The 24,189-nt window shown below is 63.4% G+C and carries 26 protein-coding genes; 11 read left to right on the top strand and 15 right to left on the bottom strand.

Annotation, left to right across the window (positions count from 1 at the left end; translation table 11 throughout):
- Positions 1-90 precede the first annotated feature (90 nt).
- A complete protein-coding gene (locus WA237_RS13645; RefSeq protein ID WP_336098285.1) occupies positions 91-1,902 on the bottom strand; it encodes a PHA/PHB synthase family protein in 1,812 nt (603 codons plus the stop codon).
- Positions 1,903-2,005: 103 nt separating this feature from the next.
- On the opposite strand from WA237_RS13645, the gene phaZ reads away from it, so the two are divergent.
- The gene (gene phaZ, locus WA237_RS13640) at positions 2,006-3,301 is read left to right on the top strand and encodes a polyhydroxyalkanoate depolymerase (protein ID WP_040618098.1); all 1,296 of its coding nucleotides are present in this window, start codon (positions 2,006-2,008) and stop codon (positions 3,299-3,301) included.
- Positions 3,302-3,340: 39 nt separating this feature from the next.
- Here phaZ and WA237_RS13635 read toward each other — a convergent pair whose 3' ends face one another.
- From WA237_RS13635 to WA237_RS13610, 6 genes are all read right to left on the bottom strand, one after another.
- Complete coding sequence (locus WA237_RS13635; RefSeq protein ID WP_336098283.1) at positions 3,341-4,072, bottom strand: alpha/beta fold hydrolase; 732 nt, start codon at positions 4,070-4,072, stop codon at positions 3,341-3,343.
- A gap of 74 nt (positions 4,073-4,146) precedes the next feature.
- Positions 4,147-4,755, bottom strand: coding sequence for a hypothetical protein (locus tag WA237_RS13630; protein ID WP_336098441.1), 609 nt, complete (start codon positions 4,753-4,755; stop codon positions 4,147-4,149).
- 14 nt (positions 4,756-4,769) lie between these two features.
- Positions 4,770-5,198, bottom strand: coding sequence for a VOC family protein (locus WA237_RS13625; RefSeq protein WP_336098439.1), 429 nt, complete (start codon positions 5,196-5,198; stop codon positions 4,770-4,772).
- A complete protein-coding gene (locus WA237_RS13620; RefSeq protein WP_336098281.1) occupies positions 5,198-6,172 on the bottom strand; it encodes an alpha/beta hydrolase in 975 nt (324 codons plus the stop codon). The genes WA237_RS13625 and WA237_RS13620 overlap by 1 nt, the downstream gene beginning before the upstream one ends.
- Positions 6,169-6,924 carry an alpha/beta hydrolase gene (locus tag WA237_RS13615; protein WP_336098280.1) on the bottom strand — a complete coding sequence of 252 codons (756 nt, stop codon included), beginning with the start codon at positions 6,922-6,924 and terminating at the stop codon, positions 6,169-6,171. Before WA237_RS13615 ends, WA237_RS13620 begins: the two co-directional genes overlap by 4 nt.
- A complete protein-coding gene (locus WA237_RS13610) occupies positions 6,917-8,200 on the bottom strand; it encodes an MFS transporter (RefSeq protein ID WP_336098279.1) in 1,284 nt (427 codons plus the stop codon). Before WA237_RS13610 ends, WA237_RS13615 begins: the two co-directional genes overlap by 8 nt.
- A 167-nt stretch (positions 8,201-8,367) precedes the next feature.
- On the opposite strand from WA237_RS13610, the gene thrS reads away from it, so the two are divergent.
- The 5 genes from thrS (at position 8,368) to WA237_RS13585 (ending at position 13,103) form a co-directional block, all read left to right on the top strand.
- Positions 8,368-10,314, top strand: a complete 1,947-nt coding sequence (gene thrS, locus WA237_RS13605; RefSeq protein WP_336098276.1) for a threonine--tRNA ligase — start codon at positions 8,368-8,370, stop codon at positions 10,312-10,314.
- A gap of 245 nt (positions 10,315-10,559) precedes the next feature.
- Positions 10,560-10,865, top strand: a complete 306-nt coding sequence (locus WA237_RS13600; protein WP_040618096.1) for a BufA1 family periplasmic bufferin-type metallophore — start codon at positions 10,560-10,562, stop codon at positions 10,863-10,865.
- Between the two features lie 62 nt (positions 10,866-10,927).
- Positions 10,928-11,785, top strand: a complete 858-nt coding sequence (gene bufB / locus WA237_RS13595; protein WP_336098273.1) for an MNIO family bufferin maturase — start codon at positions 10,928-10,930, stop codon at positions 11,783-11,785.
- Positions 11,782-12,555, top strand: a complete 774-nt coding sequence (locus WA237_RS13590; protein ID WP_336098271.1) for an HvfC/BufC N-terminal domain-containing protein — start codon at positions 11,782-11,784, stop codon at positions 12,553-12,555. The genes bufB and WA237_RS13590 overlap by 4 nt, the downstream gene beginning before the upstream one ends.
- Positions 12,552-13,103, top strand: a complete 552-nt coding sequence (locus tag WA237_RS13585; protein ID WP_336098270.1) for a DoxX family membrane protein — start codon at positions 12,552-12,554, stop codon at positions 13,101-13,103. Before WA237_RS13590 ends, WA237_RS13585 begins: the two co-directional genes overlap by 4 nt.
- 20 nt (positions 13,104-13,123) lie before the next feature.
- Here the strand turns inward: WA237_RS13585 and WA237_RS13580 are convergent, their stop codons facing one another.
- Both WA237_RS13580 and WA237_RS13575 read right to left on the bottom strand, forming a co-directional pair.
- Positions 13,124-13,492 (bottom strand): hypothetical protein, encoded by a 369-nt coding sequence (locus WA237_RS13580; RefSeq protein ID WP_040618095.1) that lies wholly within the window; start codon positions 13,490-13,492, stop codon positions 13,124-13,126.
- A 38-nt stretch (positions 13,493-13,530) separates the two neighbouring features.
- On the bottom strand, positions 13,531-13,866 hold the full coding sequence (locus tag WA237_RS13575) for an arsenate reductase family protein (RefSeq protein ID WP_336098267.1): 336 nt from the start codon (positions 13,864-13,866) through the stop codon (positions 13,531-13,533).
- 182 nt (positions 13,867-14,048) lie between these two features.
- On the opposite strand from WA237_RS13575, the gene WA237_RS13570 reads away from it, so the two are divergent.
- Positions 14,049-14,255 (top strand): cold-shock protein, encoded by a 207-nt coding sequence (locus WA237_RS13570; protein WP_009814800.1) that lies wholly within the window; start codon positions 14,049-14,051, stop codon positions 14,253-14,255.
- A gap of 139 nt (positions 14,256-14,394) precedes the next feature.
- On the opposite strand, the gene WA237_RS13565 is transcribed toward WA237_RS13570, so the two are convergent.
- Positions 14,395-14,676, bottom strand: a complete 282-nt coding sequence (locus tag WA237_RS13565; RefSeq protein ID WP_246557782.1) for a hypothetical protein — start codon at positions 14,674-14,676, stop codon at positions 14,395-14,397.
- Between the two features lie 211 nt (positions 14,677-14,887).
- Between WA237_RS13565 and WA237_RS13560 the strand changes: the two genes are divergently transcribed.
- Positions 14,888-15,595, top strand: coding sequence for a lysozyme inhibitor LprI family protein (locus tag WA237_RS13560; RefSeq protein WP_336098266.1), 708 nt, complete (start codon positions 14,888-14,890; stop codon positions 15,593-15,595).
- 235 nt (positions 15,596-15,830) lie between these two features.
- Here the strand turns inward: WA237_RS13560 and WA237_RS13555 are convergent, their stop codons facing one another.
- From WA237_RS13555 to WA237_RS13545, 3 genes are all read right to left on the bottom strand, one after another.
- Positions 15,831-16,463, bottom strand: coding sequence for a hypothetical protein (locus WA237_RS13555; protein ID WP_336098265.1), 633 nt, complete (start codon positions 16,461-16,463; stop codon positions 15,831-15,833).
- Positions 16,464-16,485: 22 nt separating this feature from the next.
- Positions 16,486-18,285 (bottom strand): translation elongation factor 4, encoded by a 1,800-nt coding sequence (gene lepA, locus WA237_RS13550; protein ID WP_009814797.1) that lies wholly within the window; start codon positions 18,283-18,285, stop codon positions 16,486-16,488.
- A 168-nt stretch (positions 18,286-18,453) separates the two neighbouring features.
- Positions 18,454-18,909: an Lrp/AsnC family transcriptional regulator gene (locus tag WA237_RS13545; protein WP_216016614.1), complete on the bottom strand. Its 456-nt coding sequence runs from the start codon at positions 18,907-18,909 to the stop codon at positions 18,454-18,456.
- A 129-nt stretch (positions 18,910-19,038) separates the two neighbouring features.
- Between WA237_RS13545 and WA237_RS13540 the strand changes: the two genes are divergently transcribed.
- Together WA237_RS13540 and WA237_RS13535 are read left to right on the top strand one after the other, a co-directional pair.
- Positions 19,039-20,082, top strand: a complete 1,044-nt coding sequence (locus WA237_RS13540; protein WP_336098262.1) for a Glu/Leu/Phe/Val family dehydrogenase — start codon at positions 19,039-19,041, stop codon at positions 20,080-20,082.
- 94 nt (positions 20,083-20,176) lie between these two features.
- Complete coding sequence (locus tag WA237_RS13535; protein WP_009814794.1) at positions 20,177-21,208, top strand: succinylglutamate desuccinylase/aspartoacylase family protein; 1,032 nt, start codon at positions 20,177-20,179, stop codon at positions 21,206-21,208.
- 87 nt (positions 21,209-21,295) lie between these two features.
- Here the strand turns inward: WA237_RS13535 and WA237_RS13530 are convergent, their stop codons facing one another.
- A complete protein-coding gene (locus tag WA237_RS13530; protein ID WP_336098259.1) occupies positions 21,296-21,952 on the bottom strand; it encodes a hypothetical protein in 657 nt (218 codons plus the stop codon).
- 190 nt (positions 21,953-22,142) lie between these two features.
- On the opposite strand from WA237_RS13530, the gene WA237_RS13525 reads away from it, so the two are divergent.
- Complete coding sequence (locus WA237_RS13525; protein ID WP_009814792.1) at positions 22,143-22,559, top strand: hypothetical protein; 417 nt, start codon at positions 22,143-22,145, stop codon at positions 22,557-22,559.
- Between the two features lie 98 nt (positions 22,560-22,657).
- Here WA237_RS13525 and trpB read toward each other — a convergent pair whose 3' ends face one another.
- Positions 22,658-23,887, bottom strand: coding sequence for a tryptophan synthase subunit beta (gene trpB, locus WA237_RS13520; protein ID WP_336098258.1), 1,230 nt, complete (start codon positions 23,885-23,887; stop codon positions 22,658-22,660).
- Positions 23,888-24,189: the final 302 nt, after the last annotated feature.

Genomic DNA, 24,189 nt, shown 5'->3' with positions numbered 1-24,189 from the left:
ACAATATGAGTGCTGCACTGCAGCAAATCAAGGTTTTTCTGCAGTGCAGCAAAAGTTTTTTCGCATGCAGCGATCAAGGGGATGATTTGCTTAGGAAACTTCCGTGGCTTTGCGGCGCACATACTCTCCCGGGGCCGGGCAAATCGGCGGATATTCCTCGGATCCGGGCGTTCTCGCCGTTGTTTTCTTACCCGAGCGTTTGCGAATCCATGCCTCCCACAGCGGCCACCACGACCCGTCATTGCGCGTCGCCCCCTGGAACCATTCCTCCGAGGATCCGCTCAGATCCTCATTGGTGTAATGGCCGTATTTCTTCTTGGAGGGCGGATTGACGATCCCCGCAATATGACCGGATTCGGAGACGACAAAGGTTTTCTCCTTGGATCCCATCTTCTGCACCCCGCGATAGCAATCGCGCCAGGCGGCAATGTGATCCGTCTCACAGGTGATCGCCATCAGGGGCACATCCACATCCGCCACGCTGAGCGTTTCGCCCATGAGATCAAACCCACCCTCGGCGAACTCATTGCGCTGGCAAAGGCCGCGCAGATATTGCATCGCCATGCGCCCCGGCAGGTTGGCCCCATCGCCATTCCAATAGAGCAGATCAAAGGCGGGCGGCGCCTCGCCCATCATGTAGGACCGGATAGCGGGCGTGTAGATCAGGTCGTTCGAGCGCAGGAAACTCATCGTGCGCCCAAGGATAAAGGCCCGCATGATCCCCTGCGCGGCCACTTCGGCCTCGATCCCGTCGATGAAATCATTCTGCAGGAAGGGGGTAAACTCGCCCTGCTCCGAAAAATCCGTGAGCGCAGTAAAGAAGGTGGCGGATTTGATCGACTTGTCGCCGCGCTTTTTCAACAGCGACAGGGTCAGCGCCAGCGTCGTCCCGGCGATGCAATAGCCCACCGCGTTGACCTTCTTCTGCCCGGTGACCTGCTTGGCGATCTCGATGGCCTTGAGATAGCCCTTCTCGACATAATCCTCCATGCCGATCTCGGAATGGCTGGCATCCGGGTTCATCCAGGAAATCACAAAGAGCGTATAGCCCTGATCGACGATCCAGCGGATCAGGCTGTTTTGCTCTTTCAGGTCGAGAATATAGAATTTGTTGATCCACGGCGGAAAGAGCACGATCGGCGTCGCATGCACCTCTTCGGTGCTCGGCGCATATTGGATGAGCTCCATCATCTCGTTGCGATAGATCACCTCGCCCGGCGCGGTGGCGATATTGCCGCCAAGCTCGAACGCCGCCTCATCGGCCAGCCGCACCACCAGCTCGCCATTATTGGCCTCGATATCGGCCACGAGGTTTTCCAGCCCCCGCACCAGGCTCTCGCCCTCGGTCTCGACCGCCCGTTCAAGAGCATCGGGATTGGTGCCGAGGAAATTGGTCGGTGACATGAGATCGGCGATCTGGCGCGCGAAATAGTTCAGCCGGCGCTGCTCGGTCGGGCAGAGATCATCCATCTCCGACACGGTCCGGGCCAGCGCCTCGCGGTTGAGCGCATATTGCTGCTTGATATAGCGGAAATAGGGATTGCTCTTCCAAAGCGGATTGGCAAAGCGCTTGTCGCCCGCGAGCGGATCTTCGTCCTCTTCCATGGGCTCCGCAGGTTTGCCCTGCAATAGGGCCTGCTGCGCCTCCATGAAATGGCGCACGGACTTCCCCCAATATTCGAGCTGCTGCTCATAGATCTTGCCGGGGTTCTCCACCGCCTCGGCCCAGGCTGAAAGCGCTGCGCGTGCAAACAGGTCGTGGGACGGACCGTTGAGCGTCGGATTGGCCGGATTGCGCCGCGCAAAGGCCGCGATCAGCCGCTCGGTGAGCGCCTCAACCCGTTGCAGATTAACATTAAGCCTGTCCAAATTCGCAGCTGCCACATCCTCTTGCGTTGCCATCTTAATAATTTCCTCGTACTCTCGCTGCTATGCAGCATTTGCTTGCAACCAAAGCTGCACCTTGTGACCATTACTCCGGCTGATGCCGGGAAAGGACGAATGCATGCGGTACATGGCGACATATGACCTCATGGAGACCATGCGGAATACCAACCAATGGCTTGGTGCAACGGCCCTTTCTCTGGCATCCTATCCCATTTTCAGCATGGTACCAAACCCTGCTTTGAGCTGGATGGCCGCTTGGGGCGAAGTCACCGAACGCAGCTTTCAGCGGATGGTTGTCAAACCCGATTGGGGCATCGAATCGATCACCGGCGAAGACGGGCGCGATCACTTGATCACCGTCGAACCCATCGTCTCGCGCCCCTTTGGCGATCTCATTCATTTCGACGTGGCCGGGCGGGATCCGATGGATCGCCGGGTGCTTCTCGTTGCGCCGATGTCGGGCCATTACGCCACCTTGCTGCGGTCTACCGTCAAATCGCTATTGCCCGATTGCGACGTCTATGTGACGGACTGGCACAATGCCCGCGATATTCCGGTGAGCGAGGGCAAGTTCGACGTTGAGGATTACACGCTCTATCTCGCCGATTTCATGCGCGCGCTCGGCCCTGACACCCATGTCATCGCCGTCTGTCAGCCCGCGCCGCTGACCCTCGCCGCCGCCGCCTATCTCGCTGAACAGGACCCCGACGCCCAGCCCCGCTCGCTGACGCTCATCGGCGGCCCGATCGATCCCGAGGCCAACGCCACCGATGTCACCGATTTTGGCCGCCGCGTCACCATGGGACAGCTCGAAGAGACGATGATCCAACAGGTCGGCTTCAAATATCCCGGCGTCGGGCGCAAGGTCTATCCCGGCCTGCTGCAGCTCACCTCCTTCATGTCAATGAATGCCGAACGCCACGCCACCGCCTTCAGCGATCAGATCGGCCGCGTCGCCCGTGGCGAAGCCAGCGACCGCGACCCGCATAACAAGTTCTACGACGAATATCTCGCCGTGATGGACATGCCCGCCGAATTCTATCTCTCGACCGTGAAACGCATCTTCAAGGATTGCGAGATTGCCCGGAACGACTTTAGCGTCGAAGGCCGCAAGATCGACATCGGCAAGATCACCAAGATCGCCGTCAAAACCGTCGAAGGCGGCAAGGATGACATCTCGGCCCCCGGCCAATGCGTCGCGGCGCTCGATCTTCTGACCGGCCTGCCCGCTGACAAAAAGGCGAGCTATGTCGAACCCAACGCCGGGCATTACGGCATTTTCGCAGGCCGCTCCTGGCGCGAAAACATCCGGCCCTTGGTGCTCGATTTCATCGACGCCAATTCCGAGGCCCCGGCCGAGCGCAAGCGCACCAAGCCGCGCGCCAAACACGCCAATAAAAACGCCGCGGCCTGATCCGCGGCGTCCCTGCCCTTCGGCGATTTTCCGATCCATTCAGACTTCGGGCGCGACCTGCGTCTGCAGCACCAGCGGCTGTTTCATCCAGGCCTTGAGCGCGGCATTGGTCGCCTCGGGCTGTTCCAGCACCGGAAACTGCCCCGCGCCCTCGATCACCTCAAGCTTGCCATAGGGGATGAGCCCCGCCAGAAACGTGTGATGCTTGATCGGCGCGGTCCCGTCATGCGCCCCGCAGAGCACCAGCGCTGGCACCTTGCAGCGCCGCAGCGTCGGTTGATAATCGCGCCGCCGTTGCCGCGCCCGCATCTGCCGGAACAGGATTTCCGGCCCCAGATGATCCGCCATATCCTCGATCAGCGCCATCACCTCGGCCCGGTCCGGCCCGGGGGCGAGCGTGTTGGGATGCACCAGCCCCGCCACCACCTCGCGCAGCCGCCCGGCCCGCGCCTTGGTCAAGAGCGGCTCGAGATCGGCCGAGCTCTGCGGCGTCTCCGACAGCGCGCTGGTGTCCATCAGGGCAATCCGCGTCACCCGCTCGGGCGCACGGCGCAGGATTTCCATCGCCACCACCCCGCCAAGGCCAAGTCCCGCGATGGCCGATTTACGCGGCAGCACATCGAGCAATTCCGAGGCGATTTCCTCGACCCGCTCGCCGCGCGTGATCGGGGCGACGGTCACCGCCATATCGCGGCTCAGCGCGGTCAGTTGCGGCCCGAACACCCGGGCATCACATAATAAACCCGGCAACAGCACCAAGGGCTCTTGCATGAAAATTCTCCTGCTCTCAGGCGTGCTCTCGCGCCTTTCCCCTACTGTGCCAATCTCCACAGGACAATCAAGGGTCAGGGATAGGCAATTGCCCGGAAAGGCGGAAAATCGTCATAGCGCGCCTGCCTCTCGGCCCGGCTCTCCCCCGGCTCGGCCCCGGAGGCGAGCAACGTGCCGCGCGGCGCGATATAGCTGCGGATCGCCCGCTCTGGCCGCTCGGACCAACTCAGGTTCAGGGCGCAGAGCTTGGGAAAGAAATAGATGTCGGAATAAGGCAGGTGATCATGCAGCCACCACGCCAGATCACGCCAATCCCGCCCCGCCTCATAGCGGTCGGCGAACCACGGGATCACCAGTGAGGTACAGGCCCCCGCCCCGCCCGGATAATCCCAGATATGCTGCCCCGCATTGGCCGCGTTGCGCGCACAGTTGAGGCCTTGCTCATTGCCAAACCGGTTGAGCGCCGCCGCGCGATAGCCCGAACGGATGGCAATCCGCCCAAAGGTCTCTTCCAGCGGGTCGAGCAGCTCCTGACAGAGCCTTTGCCCCATCTCTATGGCCCGTTCGGGATCGTCGGGAATGTTCTGGATCTGGTGAAAATTGCCGATCTCCGAATAGAGGAAATCGCGCATGTAGAAATGCCGGCTGAGCCGCACCCGCCCCAGCGTCTCGAGGCTCCACATGCTGCGCGGGCGTCTCACCCATAGCCCTCCCAGCGAAAGGCACCCTCTTTGCTCAGCGGCGAAAACGGGTTATGCGCCACCTCCCAGACATGGCCCTCGGGATCGGCGAAATAGCCGATATGCCCGCCCCAGAACACATCATGCGCCTCGCGCAGGACATGCGCCCCGGCGGCGCGGGCGGCATCGAGAACCTCCGCCACCTCGGCCTTTTCGCGCACATTATAGGCCAGCGTCATCGCCCCGGTGCCCAGCGTCTCGGGCGCGACCCCCATATCCCGCGCCAGATCGGCCCGCGGATATAGGCCAAGCGCCTGACCCAAGAGATCAAACACCACGATCCCCTCCGGGCTATCGACGCGACGCCAGCCCATCGCCGCGTAAAACGCCGCCGCCCGCGTCACATCCTCAACGCCGAGCGTGATCAGCGAGACGCGCGGCTCCATCACTCCAGCTTGTTCACCCATGCAACGATCTCCTCCACGGTACGGCCCGTGTTGCCCGGCGATAGAATATCGCCCGCCACAACATGCGCGAACCGGTCGTCAGTTTCTGTCAGCACGGGCTGCCCGCGCGTCGCCGCCCCGCCCCATTGTGCCACCACCCCATCGGTGAGATCGGGCCGCACCACCTGATCGCCATCATCATAGTAGAAAAGCGCCGGCACGCTGAGGCTCGCATGATCCATGCCGCGCACATGCGCGACGAGCGCCGCCATCGGAAACACCGCCGTGCTGGGATATTCCGTCGTCCAGTATTTGGCATGCCCCGCGTTCTGCGGCTCGAAACTGCGCCGCGCGCCCGCCACCAGCGGCAGCCACTGCCGCGCCCCCGGCCAGGTGAGCAACGGCGCCATCGGGTTGTTGATCCCGTAATTGGGCGAGATCAGCACGACACCGCGGATCTTCTCCGCCATCGCCGCATCAAACAGCGCCGCATGGGCCAGGGTCGCGCCGGTCGAGGTGCCGATCACTATCACCTCCTCGCCAATCGCCCGCCCCACCGCCAGCGCCTCGGCCATATCCTGCATCCAGTCGCCAACGCGCGGTTCGCCCATCGCCTCCGCGCCCCGGCCATGGCCGCTCAGCCGGGTGAAAAAGAGGTTGGCGCCCAGCGCCTCTGCGACACGGTCCGGCACCGGACGGATTTCCTCGGAACTGGCGGAAAACCCGTGCACATAGACGATGCTGAGCGGCGTGCGCGTCTCGCGCGGCCCGGCCCAGACGATGCGCTTTTGCGCGCCGTCGCGAATGTCGTCGAACCGGCTCTCCATCGCCTCGAGATAGACGCCCACCCCCTCGCCGAACTTGCGCGGCTCGAAGGTGGCGCCCATCTCCACCGGCTCGCGCGGGGCCAGCGTCACCAGCGCCAGAACGCCAAGCCCGAGGGCGATCCCGGCCCAGCGCAAGGCCCGTCTCATGCCGCCCGTCCCGCCCGGGCACTCACCTCTTCCACCGCCGCCACGATCAGCGCGAGACAGTCGGGATCAGAGAAGCGGTGATCGGCCCCATCGACGAGGGTAAGCCGCATATCGGGCGACTGACAATGTTCCAAAAGCCGCAAAGCCACCGACATATCCACGTCTTCATCGGCGGTTCCTTGCAAAAATCGAACAGGCGCGTCGATTGTCAACGGGTCGCGCAAAACGAGGTTTTGCCGCCCATCCTCGATCAAACGCCGGGTGATGATATAGGGCTCGCCATAGTCGCTGGGCAGCGCCACCTGCCCCTCGTCGAGCAGTTTCTGCCGCAGACCCGCGTCAAACCCTTCCCACATGCTGTCCTCGGTGAAATCCGGCGCGGCGGCAATCGTCACCAGCCCCGCCAGCCGCTCGGGCATCGCCCGCGCCATCAGGAGAGAGATCCAGCCGCCCATCGACGAGCCCACCAAGATCTGCGGCCCCTCGGTCAACTGGCTGATCGCCGCGCGCGCATCCTCGGCCCAATCGCTGATCGCGCCATCGGTGAAGGCCTCGGAACTGTCGCCATGGCCGGAGTAATCAAAGCGCAAGAACGCCCGCCCCGTCGCCTTGGCCCATGCCTCCAGGTGCACCGCCTTGGTGCCCTGCATGTCCGATTTGAACCCGCCGAGAAACACCACCCCCGGCCCCGTGCCTGGGGTCTTCTCATAGGCGATCCGCCGCCCCGATGCCGTCTTCAGAAACTCAGCCATCCTCTACCTCTTGCAGTCCGCGCGCCCAGAACGCGCCTGCAAGAGACATCACGAGATAGAGCCCAAGCGCAAGGGGAAGTGACAGGGACGCGACGCCCGCACCCACCGCGCCCATCGCCAAAAGGATCACGCCGACGCCGGTGTTCGACACCGCCGTATAGCTCGCCCGCTCATCCACAGGCGCCATATCCACCAGATAGGTCGAGCGCGCGCTGCGCACCCCGTGATAGGCCACCATCAGCACGAAGAGCACGCCGGGAATGGCCCAGACCGTGCCACTGAGGCCCAATGCCGCCACGCCCAGCGCCAGCCCCATCGCCACCGCCCCCGCGATCCCGGCATAGATCAGCACCCGCCGCGACGACCGATCGCTGAGCCGCCCCCAGACATAGGAGGACAAGAGCGACGCCAGCGCCGAGGCGAGCACCAAGGCCCCCAATTGCCGCGCCGCATTGCCCTCGGAGGCCAGCAAGACCAGATAGGGCGGCGCCAGCGCCGTGCCGACCAGCGCCCCCCGCGCCATCACGAACCGCCGCAGCTGGGGCCGCTCGCGCAAGAGCCGTAGCTGCCGGATCGAGGCCCGCGCCCCCATCGCCTCGCCCTCCTGCGCCGCCTCCTCCATCGCGCTCATCACCAGCGCCGCGCCGAGCCAGGCCACCCCCGCCAGAACCAGCGCGCCAATGACCAAGAGAAACCGCTCCGCCGCCCCGAACACGAGGAGAAGCGCAAAGAGAATGACCGCGCCGGAGGCCATGCTCGCCGCCGCCCCCGTCGCCGTCCCGCGCCGCGATTTGCCCACCGTCTTGCCGAGCACATCCTTGTAAGACACCGAACAGACCGACCGGCTCACCGCCAGCAGACCCAACAGCGCCACGATCACCGCCCCCGCCACCGGCCCCTGCAGCAGGAGCCCCGCCGCCACGATGCCAAGCGCCGCAATCCCCTGCCCCGCCGCCCCTGCGGCCCAGGCCCATTTGCGCCGCGCCATGCCGTGAATGCGCCCGGCGGTGAAGAGCTGCGGCAAAAGCGCCCCCGCCTCACGGACCGGCACCAACAGCCCCGCCCAGAGCGGCCCGGCCCCGAGATGCGCCAGCAACCAACTCAGCACCAGCTTCGGGTTGAGCAACCCATCGGCCACCTTGCTGGCGCTCAACGCCATGATATGGCGCAGGAAATTCTCGGGCTCGACCTCGCGCGCCTCGGGCTCGAGACCGCCGTCCTCTTCGGGGTCCTCCACCAATGTCTCAAAGAGCTCGTCGCTCACCCCGGCCCGCATCCTCACACTCCTCTTGCGCCACCCGCCAGCAACTAGCGCCACAAAGCGCGAAATCCACCGCCCCCGCCGCTTGACATGGGAGGCGCATCGCGCGAAACCCAGCCCCACACATATCAACCCGCAACCGGGCGTTCCGTGGGCGCCAAACTGACGAGGAGCTTCGGCCTATGGCCCAGATTTCCCTGACTTTCCCCGATGGCAATGCACGCAGCTACGAGGCTGGGGTCACCCCCGGCGAAGTGGCCGCCGATATCTCGAAATCGCTTGGCAAAAAGGCCATCTCGGCGACAGTCAACGACGCCCATTGGGACCTGCAATGGCCGATCCAAGAGGACGCGCGCATCGCCATTCACACCATGGCGGACGAACCCCAAGCCAACGAGCTGATCCGCCACGACCTCGCCCATATCATGGCCCGCGCCGTGCAAGAGCTCTGGCCCGATGTCAAAGTGACCATCGGCCCGGTGATCGAAAACGGCTGGTATTATGATTTCGACCGGGCCGAGCCCTTCACCCCCGAAGACCTCGGCGAGATCGAAAAGAAGATGCGCGAGATCATCAACAAGCGTGACGAAGTGCGTACCGAGATCTGGGATCGCGCCCGCGCGGTCAAGCATTATGAGGACAATGGCGAACCCTTCAAGGTCGAGCTGATCGAGGCCATCCCCGGTGACGAGCCGCTGCGCATGTATTGGCATGGCGACTGGCAGGATCTCTGCCGTGGCCCGCATCTCCAGCACACCGGTCAGGTCCCCGCCGACGCCTTCAAACTGATGAGCGTGGCCGGCGCCTATTGGCGCGGTGACAGCAGCCGCCAGATGCTGCAACGGATCTATGGCGTGGCCTTCACCGGCAAGGAAAAGCTCAAGGCGCATCTTCACATGCTCGAAGAGGCGGCCAAGCGCGACCACCGCAAGCTGGGCCGCGAAATGGACCTCTTCCACATGCAAGAAGAGGCCCCCGGTCAGGTCTTCTGGCATCCGAACGGCTGGACCATCTACACCGAGCTGCAGGATTACATGCGCCGCGCCCAGCGCGCCGGCGGCTATGTCGAGGTCAACACACCGCAGGTGGTGGACCGCAAGCTCTGGGAAAAATCCGGGCATTGGGAGAAATACCAGGAACATATGTTCATCGTCGAAGTCGACGAAGAGCACGCCCGCGAAAAGGCGGTGAACGCGCTCAAGCCGATGAACTGCCCCTGCCATGTGCAGATTTTCAACCAGGGCCTCAAATCCTACCGCGACCTGCCCCTGCGCATGGCCGAGTTCGGATCCTGCAACCGGTACGAGCCCTCGGGCGCGCTGCACGGGGTCATGCGGGTGCGTGGCTTTACCCAAGATGATGGTCACATCTTCTGCCGCGAGGATCAGATCGAGAGCGAAACCAAACGCTTCATCGACTTCCTGTCGCGCGTCTACCGCGATCTCGGCTTTGAAAACTTCTCGGTCAAATTCTCCGACCGGCCGGAAAAACGCTCTGGCTCGGACGAGGTCTGGGACAAGGCGGAAACCGCGCTCAAATCCGCGACCGAGGCCGCCAATTGCAGCTTCACGCTCAACCCCGGCGAAGGCGCCTTCTATGGTCCCAAGCTCGAGTTCGTGCTGACCGACGCCATCGGGCGCGATTGGCAATGCGGCACGCTGCAGGTGGATTTCGTCCTGCCCGAGCGGCTCGACGCGACCTATATCGGCGAAGACGGCGCGAAACACCGCCCCGTCATGCTGCACCGTGCGACGCTCGGCTCGTTCGAGCGCTTCATCGGCATCCTGATCGAGGAGCACGCGGGCAAGCTGCCGTTCTGGCTCGCGCCGCGTCAGGTGGTGGTGGCCTCCATCGTGTCGGAGGCCGATGACTATGTGCATGAGGTGGTCGCCGGGCTCCGCGCCCAAGGCGTCCGGGCCGAGGCCGACATCCGCAACGAAAAGATCAACTACAAGGTCCGCGAACATTCGGTGGGCAAAGTGCCGGTGATTCTCGCCTGCGGCTTGCGCGAGGTCGAGGAAAAGACCGTCTCGGTGCGCCGTCTGGGGGAAAAACAGACGTCCGTTCAGGCGCTTGCCGATGTAACAAAGGCGCTCGCCACCGAGGCCACACCCCCCGATCGGCTGTAACATTTCGGCCCATGGGCGGATTTTCCCGGTTGAACAGCGCCGGAAAAACCCGCCCATAACTTGCACCATTCGTGCAAAATCAATGACTTACCCCGCGCCCGTTCGATGACATCATCTGACGGGCGCGTGTCTGACAGGCTCGTGAATAGCCTTGTGATATACTTCCCGCCTAAGCTTTACTCATCGCCGACGTATCGGGAGGTTCCCGGCGGCGAGATGTAACCAAGTCCTTAGGGAGACCAATCATGTCGACTATCGCTAAATCCGTGGCCCTCGCCGGTGCCGTGACCGCTGCCATCACCGCCCAAACCATCCCCGCCGCGGCGATGGAAAAAGAGAAATGCTTCGGCGTGTCGCTCGCCGGTCAGAACGACTGCAAGGCTGGCGCTGGCACCACCTGCGCAGGCACATCGACCGTGGATTACCAGGGCAACGCCTGGACCCTCGTCGACAAAGGCACCTGCACCGAGATCGAACTTCCGGCCCAGGCGGATGGCTCAGCGCGCATGGGCTCGATGGAAGAGCTCGACCGCGACCTGCCCCAGGGCTAATCCGGATCGAAACGTCCCGTGCGGCCCCTCCGCCGCGCGGGACATCCGCCAGGAGCCACTCCATGTTCGACGCCGACCAGCCCCACAACCGCCTGCCGCCCCTGCCGGGCGTTGGCTATAAACCCCAGCATTTCAGCGCGATCCTCGCCAATGCGGGGCCTGTTGGCTGGCTCGAAATTCATGCCGAAAACTATATGGGCGACGGTGGCCGCCCGCTGGCCCAGCTCCGTCACCTTTCCAACCATTTCCCGATTTCCGTGCATGGCGTCGGCCTCTCGATCGGCGGCGAAGCCGCGCTCGACCCCGACCATCTCGCCCGGCTGAAACATCTCTGCGACTGGCTCAACCCGGCGAGCTTTTCCGAACATCTCGCCTGGTCCACCCATGACAGCGCCTATCTCAACGATCTGCTGCCGCTGCCCTATACCGATGCCACGCTGACCCGCGTCGCCGATCATGTCGATCAGCTGCAAGAGGTGCTGGGCCGCCGGATGCTGCTGGAAAACCCCTCCTCCTATCTCGCCTTTGACGAAAGCACCTGGTCCGAGACCGGCTTTCTCGCCGAGATCAGCCGCCGCACCGGCTGTGGGCTGCTGCTCGACGTCAACAATGTCTTCATCTCGGCCACCAATCTCGGCTATTCACCCCAGAGCTATATCGACGATTTCCCGCTGATGGCGGTGGGCGAAATCCATCTCGGCGGCCATGACGAGGACGAAGACGACCACGGCGCGCCGCTGCTCATCGACAGCCACGGGCGCGAGGTGGCCGATCCGGTCTGGGCGCTGCTCGACTATACGCTCGCCCGCTCCGGCGCGCGGCCCTTGCTCATCGAATGGGACGCCGATGTGCCCGAATGGCCCGCCCTCGCCGCCGAGGCCACGCGCGCCCGTCATCATCTGGCCCAGGCCCCGGCATGAGCGTCGATCAAACCCATTTTCGCACGGCGCTTCTCGACAGCGCCGCCGCCGTCCCGGCCGGGCTGAGCGATGGCGCAGGCCGCCCCGCCGGTGGCCGGTTCTCGGTCTATCGCAACAATGTCGCCGTCAGCCTCACCGAGGCGCTCGAAGACAGTTTCCCGGTGATCCTGAAACTTCTCGGCGAGGAAAACTTTCGCGCGATCATGGGTGTCTTTCTGCGCGCCCACCCGCCCAAATCGCCGGTTCTGGCCCGCTATGGTGCGGATCTGCCCGGCTTTCTCGAAACCTTCCCGCCGCTCTCCCACCTGCCCTATCTGGCCGATGTCGCCCGGCTCGAACTGGCGCTGATCCGCGCCTATCACGCCGCCGACAGCCACCCCGCCGACGCGAGCATCCTGCAAAGCCTCTCCCCCGACGCGCTCCTCCAGACCCGCTTCACCCTCGCCCCGGCGCTCGCGCTTTTGCGCTCGCCCTGGCCCATCCACGCGATCTGGCGCTTCAACAGCGAAGAGGCCGCGCCCAAGCCCAGCCCCGGCGCGCAGGATGTGCTCATCATCCGTCCCGATTTCGATCCCGAACCGGTGCTGCTGCCCCCCGGCGCCGCCCCTTTCATCGCGGCCCTGAGGGAGGGCCAGCCCCTCGGCCCCGCCCATGACGCCGCATCCGAGGCCGCAGCAGAGGCGCAGGCCGAGTTTGACCTCACCCAATGCCTCTCCCTGCTGCTCTCTGCCAAGGCGATCACAGACATCCACTCCGGAACGACCCAATGACCCTGATTTTCTCCCTCTACGACCGCCTCACCCGCCCGCTGTCCCGGGCCGAGCCCCTGCTGCCGCTGCTCGCACGGTTTCTCTTCGCGGCGCTCTTTCTCGGCTATTACTGGGTCTCTGGCCTGACCAAGCTCGGCGACGGGATCATGGGCATTTTTCAGCCTTCCGTCGGCGCCTATGCCCAGATCTTCCCCCGCGCCATGGAGACCGCCGGCTATGATGTGAGCCAACTCGGCCTCTTCCACTGGGCCGTGGTGCTGGCCGGCACATGGGCCGAGTTTCTGCTGCCGCTCTTGATCGTGCTGGGGCTTTTCACCCGGCTCGCGGCGCTGGGCATGATTGGCTTTGTGGTGATGCAGAGCCTCACCGATCTCTACGGCCATGGCGCAATCTCGGAACCGGCCACGCTCGGCGCCTGGTTCGACAAGGCCCCCGACGCGGTGATCCTCGATCAGCGCGCGCTCTGGGTCTTTCTGCTGCTGGTCTTGGTGGTCAAAGGCGCGGGCGCGCTGTCACTCGACGCGCTGCTGACCCGCCGCCGCGCCTGATCCCGTCCGAGATATGCGCCTTAGAAATGCGCCTTAGGCTCGTCGGGACGCCCGGCGGCCAGCGCCATGATCCCGCCCAGCGCCATCATGCCCAGCGGGAACATGGTAAAGACGCCAAAGCCAAAGGCCGCATAGAACAGCGCCCCCGAGCCCAGCAACAGCCCGCCCGCCCAGAGCGCCCGGTAACGCGCCATCGCGCCCCCGGCAATCGCGAGGATCGGCGCGGCAAAGCTCGCCGCCCGGATCAGCCCGACATTATCCACCTGCCGCGCCAGCCCTTCGATCTCGCCATGGCGGTCAATGAACTCGGTATAGCCAAAGCCGAAAAATCCGACGATCAGGGCCAGAACGCCACCGATGATCCCCAATACCGCTGCTGCGTTACGCATGCTCTCTCCTGCACTTACTACCCCGAAGAGATAGGCATTCAGCCCGTCGATCCAAGCCAAATCTCCTTCGCATCCGCCTTCCAGCCGAGGCTCATCACCTCGCCCTGCACCACCAAGGGCCGCTTCATCAGCGCCGGATGCGCCCGCAACAGCGCCCCCGCCTCGCCCGCGCGTTCGGCCTCGGAAAGCCCCCGCCAGGTGGTCGACCGCGTGTTGAGAAGATCGCTGCCAAACCGCGCCTCCGCCGCGCTCAGAATCGCCTCTGGCACCGGCTCGGCCCGCACATCGCGCAGCACCGGCGCATGCCCCATGGCCTGCAACTCCTTCATCGCCTTGCGACAGCTATCGCAAGTTTTCAGCCCAAATACGTCCATTTTGCCTCCGTTTTCATCCTGATTACCCGCCTGTCATCAAATCGTCACCCGGTAATGCTTGCTTTTTTACGGTCCCGTGTAATCTTAGAGATCGTGACCTCCTAGTTAGGCTTCGCGCCGCGCTTGGCAGTCGCCATGGCCCGGCATGTCCGTCCGGGGACTGAAGTAGAAGGAGAAGCGGAATGCCCACCGGCACCGTGAAATGGTTTAACACCACCAAAGGCTACGGCTTTATTGCGCCCGATGACGGCGGAAAAGACGTTTTCGTACATATCTCGGCAGTCGAGCGCTCCGGCCTCACCGGTCTCGCTGACGAGCAGAAGGTTGGCTATGAATTGCAAGACGGCCGCGATGGCCGCCAGATGGCCTCCGACCTGACCTTGCTGTGATCCGATTTTAATCTGATCTGATAGTGCAAAACCGCCCGCGATGCTGTGGCAGATGCTGTTGCACCGGGGCGGCTGAAATCCTGACCACGGGCCCGCCGACAGGCCGGCCCGCGTGTTGGACTTTCATCGTGACCGGGGCTTAGGAACAGCCCTTCACGCCTTCCGCACAATGGGCGCGGGCGCTGTAGGTCTTGCGCTTGGCATAGACCTTCTTCTTGGGCGCCGGATGGGTCATCATCTGGCTGTAGGTGACGTTGCTGGTGGGCTTGCCACAGCAGATCACGCCGCCCATGACGACCGGCTGAAACCCGGCCGGGCAATAGTTTTCATTGGTCGGATAGGGGTAAAGTTCGGCCTGCGCCGCCCCGGCTGTGAGCATGCCAAGACCCAAGCAGGCCCCCAAGATTGCTGAACGTTTCATGAAAAATCCCTCTTGATATGGTTCCACCGTTACTTGGCGGATATCGTAGCCACGGGGGCGTGCCTGTCAATTTCTTTGATCGAAAACAACATGATGTGGGATTTTCGCCGCGCGCCACCTCTGGGCCCCGCGCGCTTGGCCCCGCCCCACGGGTGATTTTGCCGCCAAATTCGGCTATGATCAGGCGGATTTTAAACCAAAGGTGATTGCCATGACCCGCCCGTTTCGCCTGCGCGTGCAGGGGTTTCTGACCGCCGCCGCCCTGCTCCTGCCCGCGCCGCTCTGGGCGCAACAGCCAAGCTTCAACTGCGCCAAGGCCAGCACGCCCACCGAACACGCGATCTGCGCCTCGCCCCTTCTCTCGGCGCTCGACCACGAGATCGCCGAGGCCTACAAGGCCAAGCGCGCGACGCTGGGCAACGAGGCCCGCGCCGCCCTTCTCGCCGAGCAGCGCAGCTGGCTCAAGACCCGCGATCTCTGCGGCGATGTGGTCGCCTGTATCTCGGCCCAGATGCAGCACCGGCAGGGTCAGTTGGGCGTCCCCTCCGGCATGGCCAGCAACCACCCCGCCAGCCTCAACGCCGGGCGCTGGCATCCCTATAGCCGCACCGCCGCCGCCTTTTACAGCGCGATGACCCTGTCGTCGACGCGGCTCAGCTATGACAATGGGCTGACCTACGAGCTGCAGCAGATCCGCCCCGGCAGCACTGTCTACCGCGTCCGCCACATCGCTGGCCGCGACCCCGGTTCCTGCCCCGGCGGCCCGCTGACCCATATCGCCTTCGTGCTGGACCGGGGCCTGCTCCAGCAACATGACTACCGCAGCGCCACCGACCCCGCCGACCCGGTCTCCATGACCGCCGCCACGGTCCCAAACGGCCAGACCAGCCCCTGCGGGATCTATGTCTTCTCTAGGTGAGGGTTAGGCCACACCAAGCGCCGCGCCCGGTCCAAGTGGATAACCGCATCCCACGAAGGGCAGCGCCCGTCCCGACGGGGTGGAAAGCAAAGCCCACCGCATCTCACCAAGGGCGGCGCCCGTCCCGACGGGGTGGAAGCGAAGCGCCCGCCCCGTGGGGGGCGGGACGGGCGCTGCCCGGTCTGCGACCGGGCGTGACTAGCTTTGCAGGCCCGTTATCGTCGTTGGCCACCGGCTAACTCGAAACACTCCGCCAGGAAACTTCCGAAAGTGGTTCATCGAAAGCTTCCGGGACAAGTTCCTTCACCGCCTCGCAGAATAATGTAAGTTTATCCCAAGCTTCCGATGCTAAGTCATTTGCTTCTCGAGCCAAGTTTAAACATTGATTGTACTGTTCTTGAGAAACACGCTGATATGGCTTGAAGCCAGTTCGCAAGGCTCCGGCAATCAATTCTGGAGCAGTATGGCTTCCTACAAATTGGTCGAACCGCTCTAATGCTGTGCAGAAAGAACGAAACTTGTTTGCAAGTTCTTTGTTCTGAAAAATAAAACTTCCGTTCTGACTCCGCCGCAGCAACTGGCTAACCAGATTATAGTATGCGACGTCGAGAAACTGAAAAGTATCATGGTGTTTTAGAAGTGTACGGAATTCTTCAGCATGTAAACGCAAGAGATCTCTAGCATTACGGACGTCGTTTGGTGATGCTCTAGCATTCTCGATATCATCGTTGAACTTAAATTCGGTAAAAACCCAAACCACGGCCGATACCAAAAAAACAAACAGTGGTTCTGGATCTAATGATTCGAGAAAATTCTCTGGCCAAAATAGCCAGATAAGCGAGCCAAACGCTGTGAGGCCAGCCCCCAATCGTGTTAGAGTCTGCCTAACCCTATTCATCCATCTTCAAGGCCGAGATAAACGCTTCCTGCGGGATCTCCACCTTGCCGAATTGGCGCATCTTCTTCTTACCGGCCTTCTGCTTTTCCAAGAGCTTGCGCTTCCGGGTGGCGTCGCCGCCATAGCATTTCGCCGTCACGTCCTTGCGCAGCGCCGAGAGCGTCTCGCGCGCGATCACCTTGCCGCCGATGGCCGCCTGAATCGGGATCTTGAACATGTGGCGCGGGATCAGATCCTTGAGCTTCTCGCACATCGCCCGGCCGCGCATCTCGGCGCGGTCGCGGTGCACCATCATCGACAGCGCATCCACCGGCTCGTCATTCACCAGGATCGACATCTTGACGAGATTGTCCTGACGATAGCCTTCCATCTGGTAATCAAAGCTCGCATAGCCCTTGGTCACCGATTTCAGACGGTCGTAGAAATCGAACACCACCTCGTTGAGCGGCAGGTCATAGACCACCATCGCCCGCGCCCCGGCATAGGTCAGGTCGAGCTGAATGCCGCGCCGGTCCTGGCAGAGCTTGAGCACATCGCCGAGATATTCATCCGGCACGAGGATCGTCGCCTTGATGCGCGGCTCCTCGATATGATCGACATAGGTGAGGTCGGGCATGTCGGCGGGGTTGTGCAGATCCTGCTGCGTCCCGTCCTTCATGAAGACGTGATAGATCACCGACGGCGCCGTGGTGATGAGCTCGATGTCATATTCGCGCTCGATCCGGTCGCGGATCACCTCGAGATGCAAGAGCCCCAGGAACCCGCAGCGAAAGCCAAAGCCCAGCGCCGCAGAGGTTTCCATCTCATAGCTGAAGCTCGCATCGTTGAGCGCCAGCTTCTCGATCGCGTCGCGCAGGTCTTCGAACTCGGCGCTGTCCACCGGGAAGAGCCCACAGAACACCACCGGCTGCGACGGTTTGAACCCCGGCAGCGGCTTGTCGGCGGGCTTCTTGTCATGGGTGATCGTGTCGCCCACCTTGGTGTCGCGCACCTGCTTGATCGAGGCGTTGATAAACCCGATCTCGCCGGGGCCCAGCTCGTCCACCACCTGCATCGCAGGGCGGAACACGCCGATCCGGTCCACACCATAGCGCGCGCCGGTCTGCATCATGCGGATCTGGTCGCCCTTCTTGAGGACGCCATCCATGATCCGCACCAGAACCACCACCCCGAGATAGCTGTCATACCAGCTGTCGACGAGCATCGCCTTCAGCGGCGCATCGCGGTCGCCCTTCGGGGCGGGCAGATGTTTGACAATCGCCTCGAGCGTCTCGGTGATGCCCTGCCCGGTCTTGGCGCTGACGGCGATGGCGCCGCTCGCGTCGATGCCGATGACATCCTCGATCTGCTCGGCCACCCGGTCGCAATCGCTGGCCGGCAGGTCGATCTTGTTGAGCACCGGGATGAGATCGTGATCGGCCTCGATGGCATGATAGACATTGGCCAGGGTCTGCGCCTCGACGCCCTGGGTGCTGTCGACCACCAACAGGCTGCCCTCGACCGCCCGCATCGACCGGCTCACCTCATAGGCAAAGTCGACATGGCCCGGCGTGTCGATCAGGTTGAGAACATAGGTCTCGCCATCCTGTGCCAGGTAATCGATGCGCACGGTGTTGGCCTTGATCGTGATGCCGCGCTCGCGCTCGATATCCATACTGTCGAGAAGCTGCGCCTTCATGTCCCGTTCCGCGACCGTGTTGGTCTGCTGGATCAGGCGGTCGGCCAAGGTCGATTTACCGTGGTCGATATGGGCCACGATCGAGAAATTTCGGATATGAGAAAGCGGTGTCATAGCGATGGGATATGTCGGGGAATAGAGGCGCGGTCAAGGTGGCATGAACGTGGCCAGACCCCTGTTTTGCGCATTTTCACCGCCCCCGCCCCCGGCTTGGGCACGGTTTCGCCAAAGCGCAGGGTTCAAGGCCCATCCCGGCCCCCATCCTTGCCCCCATCCTTGCCCCTAGCCGAGCGGCAAGAGATCGCGCCGGATCATCGTGCGCAGGGCAAAGCTCGACCGCATGGACCGGATGTTTTCCGTCTGCATCAGCCCCTCTTCGATGAACCGGTCAAAGGCCCGCAGATCCGCCGCCACCACCCGGATGAGAATATCCCGCGACCCGGTCATGAGATAGCATTCCATCACCTCATCGAACCGGCGCAGCGCGCTCTCGAACCGCTCCAGCGCCGGGCGCGACTGTTTCTCCAGCTCGACAAAGATGAAAGCATTGAGCGGCAGGCCAAGCTTGTCCTGGTTGACCCGCGTCGTATAGCCTTCGATCACCCCCATCCGCTCAAGCCGGGTGATCCGCCGCGCCAGAGGCGTCGGCGACAGGCCCACACTCTCAGAGAGATCGGCGAGTTTCTGACGCCCATCGCGCAGCAACTCTGCGAGAATCTTTCGGTCGGTTTTGTCGATTTCCACCAAGAACACCCCTCTTGACGCGCGTAATCTCCAAATTCTCCGTAAGGACTACCTGAAATAGCAGATAAATCGCAACCCCACTGCTGTATGATTCCGCCCATCACGCATTTGAGGAGACCCGCGATGATCACCCGCCTGTCCGCCCCCCACCACGAAGAGCTCTGGCGCGTCACCGATGACGCCAGCGGGCTGAGGGGCTATATCGCGCTGCATTCGACCCGGCTTGGCCCGGCGGCGGGCGGGCTACGCATGCGCGCCTATGACAGCGACGAGGCGGGGATTGCCGATGTGCTCAACCTGTCGCGCGGGATGAGCTTCAAGAACGCCGCGGCCGATCTGCCGCTGGGCGGCGGCAAGGCGGTGATCATGGGCGATCCCAGCACCAAGACCCCGGCGATGCTGCGCGCCATGGGCCGCGCCATCGAGACGCTTCAAGGCCGCTACTGGACCGCCGAAGACATGGGCATGTCGCCCGCCGACATGGCCGAGATAGCCCGCGAAACCCGCTATGTGGCCGGGCTCGACAGCGGACCGTTTGCCAGCGGCGACCCCTCGCCCGTCACCGCCCAGGGCGTGTTCAACGCGCTCAAGATCGGGCTGAAACAGCGCTATGGCCGCGACGACCTCAGCGGCACCACCGTCGCCGTCCAAGGGCTCGGCCATGTCGGCTGGCATCTCTGCCGTCTCTTGCACGAGGCGGGCGCGCGGCTCATCCTCGCCGACACCGACGCCGCCAAGCTCGCCCAGAGCTGCGCCGATTTCAACGCCACCGCGGCGGATGTGACCCGCATCCACGCCACCGAGGCCGAGGTCTTCGCCCCCTGCGCCATCGGCGGCACGCTCAACGCCACCACCATTCCCGAGCTGCGCGCCGGTCTTATCGCCGGGGCCGCCAACAATCAGCTCGCCACGCCCGAGGATGCCGACCGGCTCGCCGCGCGCGGCATTCTCTACCTGCCCGATTACGTGGCCAATGGCGGCGGCATCATCAACGTGGCCGCCGAAATCCTGCGGATCGAGACCCGCGCGCCCTGGGTTGCCGCCCGTCTCGACGCGCTCGGCACCACGATGACCCGCATCCTCGCCCATGCCGCCGCCCAGGACGCGAGCCCCGCCCATCTCGCCGACACGATCATCGGCGAAAGGCTCTTGCCCCGCGCGGGTTAAATCGGCGGCAAAATTCCCCCGACGCTCCCCCATGGACAGCGCCCGCGCCACATCCTAAACCTTTGAGTTAAGACGATTGACCAGAGGGCAGGACATGGCGCGGGACGCATTCACCATCGGCTCAGAGAGCATCCCGGCGGGCACCCGCCGCACCGTCGATATTCCCGTCTCCACCCTCTCGGATCACACGCCGGTCAATCTCTCGGTCGAGGTGATCCATGGCGCCCGCCCCGGCCCGGTGATCTTTGTCTCCGCCGCCATCCATGGCGACGAGGTGATCGGCGTCGAGATCGTCCGCCGCCTGCTCGCCGCCGAGGGCATCGACGCCTTGGCGGGCACGCTTCTGGCGGTGCCCATCGTCAACACCTACGGCTTTCTCAACCATTCGCGCTACCTGCCCGACCGCCGCGACCTCAACCGCGCCTTTCCGGGCAGCGCCGAAGGCTCGATGGCGGCGCGGCTCGCCGATGTCTTCCTCTCCGAGGTGGTCAAACGCGCCGATCTCGGCATTGACCTGCATTCCGCCGCCATCCACCGCATCAACCTGCCGCAAATCCGCCTGTCGCCGGGCAACGCGCGCCTGCGCGAGCTGGGTGAGGTGTTCGGCGCGCCGGTGATGATGAATTCGAAACTGCGCGAAGGCTCGCTGCGCATGGCCGCCGAAGAGGCGGGCGTCGATGTGCTGCTCTACGAGGGCGGCGAAGGTCTGCGCTTTGACGAGCTCGGCGTGCGCGCCGGCGTCGCGGGCATCCTGCGGGTCATGCACCATCTCGGCATGATCTCCGCCGATTTCGCGCCGCTGCCCGATGTGACCCCGGTGCTCTCCACCGGGTCGAGCTGGCGGCGCGCCCCGGCGGGCGGGCTCTTTCGCGGCTATCTCACCATCGGCGACGCGGTCGAGCCGGGCACGCTCTTGGGCGCGATCACCGATCCCTTTGGCAAGGTCGAAACCGAAGTGCTGAGCGACGAGGCGGGCATCGTCATCGGCCGCACCCATATGCCGGTGGTCTATGAGGGCGACGCGCTGTTTCACATCGCCCGCACGCCGCGCGCCGACACCGCCGTCGAGGGGGTGAGCGCCCATCTCGACGCCGACCCGCTCTTTGACGAAGACGAGATCATCTGAGGGTTTTCGGCCCCATTTGGGGTCAAAACCGCCACTGTCGCTTTACCGACGCGATACCGACGTGCTGCCGATACCGCGTTTTCGCGCTCAGCTCGCCTTGTCGCGGTTCTGCGGCAGCAGGAAAATCGACAGGGTCAGCAGCGAGAAGATCAGCTCATAGACCTCCCATTTGCGGTTCACATCGATCACCGCAATGATCACGCTCGCCACCAGCGCAATCGCCGCATGTTTGAGCCATGGCACCGGCAGGGCAAAGCGGTCCGCCATCCGGGCGACCCAGCCGCCCTTGGGGTAAAGCAAAGGCAAAACAACGAGATAGAGCAAGATCACCGTGGTCAGCACACTGCCAAACAGCGTCTTGGCAAGATGGAACTCGCCGACCATGAGATTGTGGAAATTGATCTCATACTGCTTGTTGTTTTCCATAAAGAATTCAGTGGATTCCCAGCCAAAGATCCGCTGGCCCCAGGACACTTCCTCGCCCGCCGCCAGAAAGAACATCAGCGCATAGAAACACACCAACGCCGCCGCCCCGCCCCGGCCCTTCCCGGCCAAGCCTTTGGCATTCCACAGCAAAATCGCGCTCGAGACGAGCAGGAAAATGGCCGTCCCATATTCGACCACACCGTCTTCGCGGGCATAGACCAAGGTAAAGTAATCCGTGCTGACGAGATAGACGATCACCGTCATCACCAAGGTCGCCACAATCAGCGCCATCGCCGCCATGTCCAGGTTCTTGCGCATCCCATGCCCCTTTCATTGTTGTCCTGCAGTGACCTAGGCCGATCGCCGCCGCCGCACAAGTCCCCAGACCGCCTCGCAGGAATGCGAATTGAAACTGGTGCCGAAATCAGGCATATTACCGCGCAAATACAGGCGCATCGTCAACGGTCGGGTCCACCGGCCACACGCCAACATCAAAGAGGCAAGAGCAATGAAGAACCTTCTTATCCTTGGGCTGGCCCTGACCCTCGCGGGCTGTGGCGGATATCACAAGGCCAAGCGCGACAGCGGCGGCTCCGCCCCGCGCAGCCTGTCCGGCCCGATCGCCATCACCCCCAATGCCAGCACCACGGTCTATAGCGCGCCCGCCTCGAAACCCTTCGCCACCGGCCCGCTGCAACAGGCCTGCATCGCCTCGGATCGCAAGGCCCGCTCCTCCGAGCTCTGCGGCTGCATCCAGGCCGTCGCCAACCGCACGCTGAGCTCGTCGCAACAGGCCCGCGCCGTCGGCTTCTACCGTGACCCGCACAGCGCCCAAGAGGTCCGCACCTCCAAGCGCAGCACCGACGAACAGTTCTGGAACACCTACGCGAGCTACGCGGAAACCGCCAAGCGCACCTGCAGCTAAGCGACCCCCGCAGGCCTTCGGATCAAACGCAAAACGCCGCCCCTCGGGGCGGCGTTTTTTATGTCCCACAATGGCTTAGCGGACAAAGCTGAGGCGGATCAATCCGCCTCGGCCATGTCAAAGCCCAGATGCCGCGCCACGGTAAAGATGTCCTTGTCGCCGCGTCCGCACATATTCATGCAGATCAGGTGATCCTTGGGCAGTTCGGGCGCGATCTTCATCACATGGGCCAGCGCGTGACAGGGTTCGAGCGCCGGGATGATCCCCTCTTTCTCACAGCTGAGCTGGAAAGCGACAAGCGCCTCCTTGTCGGTGATCGCCACATATTCGGCGCGCCCCGTGTCATGCAGCCAGCTATGCTCCGGCCCGATCCCCGGATAGTCGAGACCGGCCGAGATCGAATAGCCTTCGAGGATCTGCCCGTCGTCATCCTGCAACAGATACGTCCGGTTGCCATGCAGCACCCCGGGACGCCCGCCGGTGAGGCTCGCGCAATGCTCCATCTTGGCATTGACGCCCTTGCCCCCGGCCTCAACCCCGATGATCCGCACGCTCTTGTCGTCGAGGAACGGGTAGAACAGCCCCATTGCGTTCGAGCCGCCGCCAATCGCCGCGACCAGCGTGTCGGGAAGACGGCCCTCGGCCACCTGCATCTGCTCTTTCGCTTCCTTGCCGATGATCGACTGGAAATCGCGCACCATGGCCGGATAGGGATGCGGCCCCGCCACCGTGCCGATGCAGTAGAACGTGTCGCGCACATTGGTCACCCAATCGCGCAGCGCATCATTCATCGCATCCTTGAGCGTGCCCCGCCCCGAGGTCACCGGAATGACCTCAGCGCCCAAGAGACGCATCCGGAACACGTTGGGCTTTTGCCGCTCGACATCATGCGCGCCCATATAGACCACGCATTTGAGCCCGAATTTCGCACAGACCGTGGCGGTCGCCACCCCGTGCTGCCCGGCGCCGGTCTCGGCGATGATCCGGGTCTTGCCCATGCGCCGCGCCAACAGGATCTGGCCCAGCACATTGTTGATCTTATGCGCCCCGGTATGGTTGAGCTCGTCGCGCTTGAGATAGATCTTCGCGCCGCCCAGATGCTCGGTCAGCCCTTCGGCGAAATAGAGCGGGCTCGGACGACCGACGTAATGGGTCCACAGATCATGCATCTCGTCCCAGAAGCTCTGGTCGGTCTTGGCATATTCATATTGCTCTTCCAGCTCGAGGATGAGCGGCATCAGGGTTTCGCTCACGAACCGCCCGCCGAAATCGCCGAACCGGCCCTTCTCGTTGGGCCCGGTCATGAAAGAGTTGAATAGGTCGTTCATTCTCTGCGCATCCTTCCTCAAACGCCGCCTGGGCGCTCCTGCGCGCCGGGGACGCGGCTAACACCCACCAAACGCTGTTGTCTCGGCGTGAATAGGTGAGGCCGCCGCGGATTTCCAGCACATTCCTTTTGCCGGCCCCTCTTGCAGGGGTATTTGCAACCAGAAAGAGGCGCGGGCGTCGTCTCTCTTTCTGGTGTCAAATACCCAAAGCGCCCGGCCTGCCCCACGCGGTACGCCCGCATTGGGGCTGCGGCGGACAGCAAAACGCCGGGCAGTCTCCCGCCCGGCGTCCTTTTCATCCG

The sequence above is a fragment of the Roseovarius sp. CH_XMU1461 genome, assembly GCF_037027165.1.
GTDB classification, from domain to species: domain Bacteria; phylum Pseudomonadota; class Alphaproteobacteria; order Rhodobacterales; family Rhodobacteraceae; genus Roseovarius; species Roseovarius nubinhibens.
Note: the sequence above shows the minus strand (reverse complement) of the source record. Positions and strands in the feature narration are given on the sequence as shown.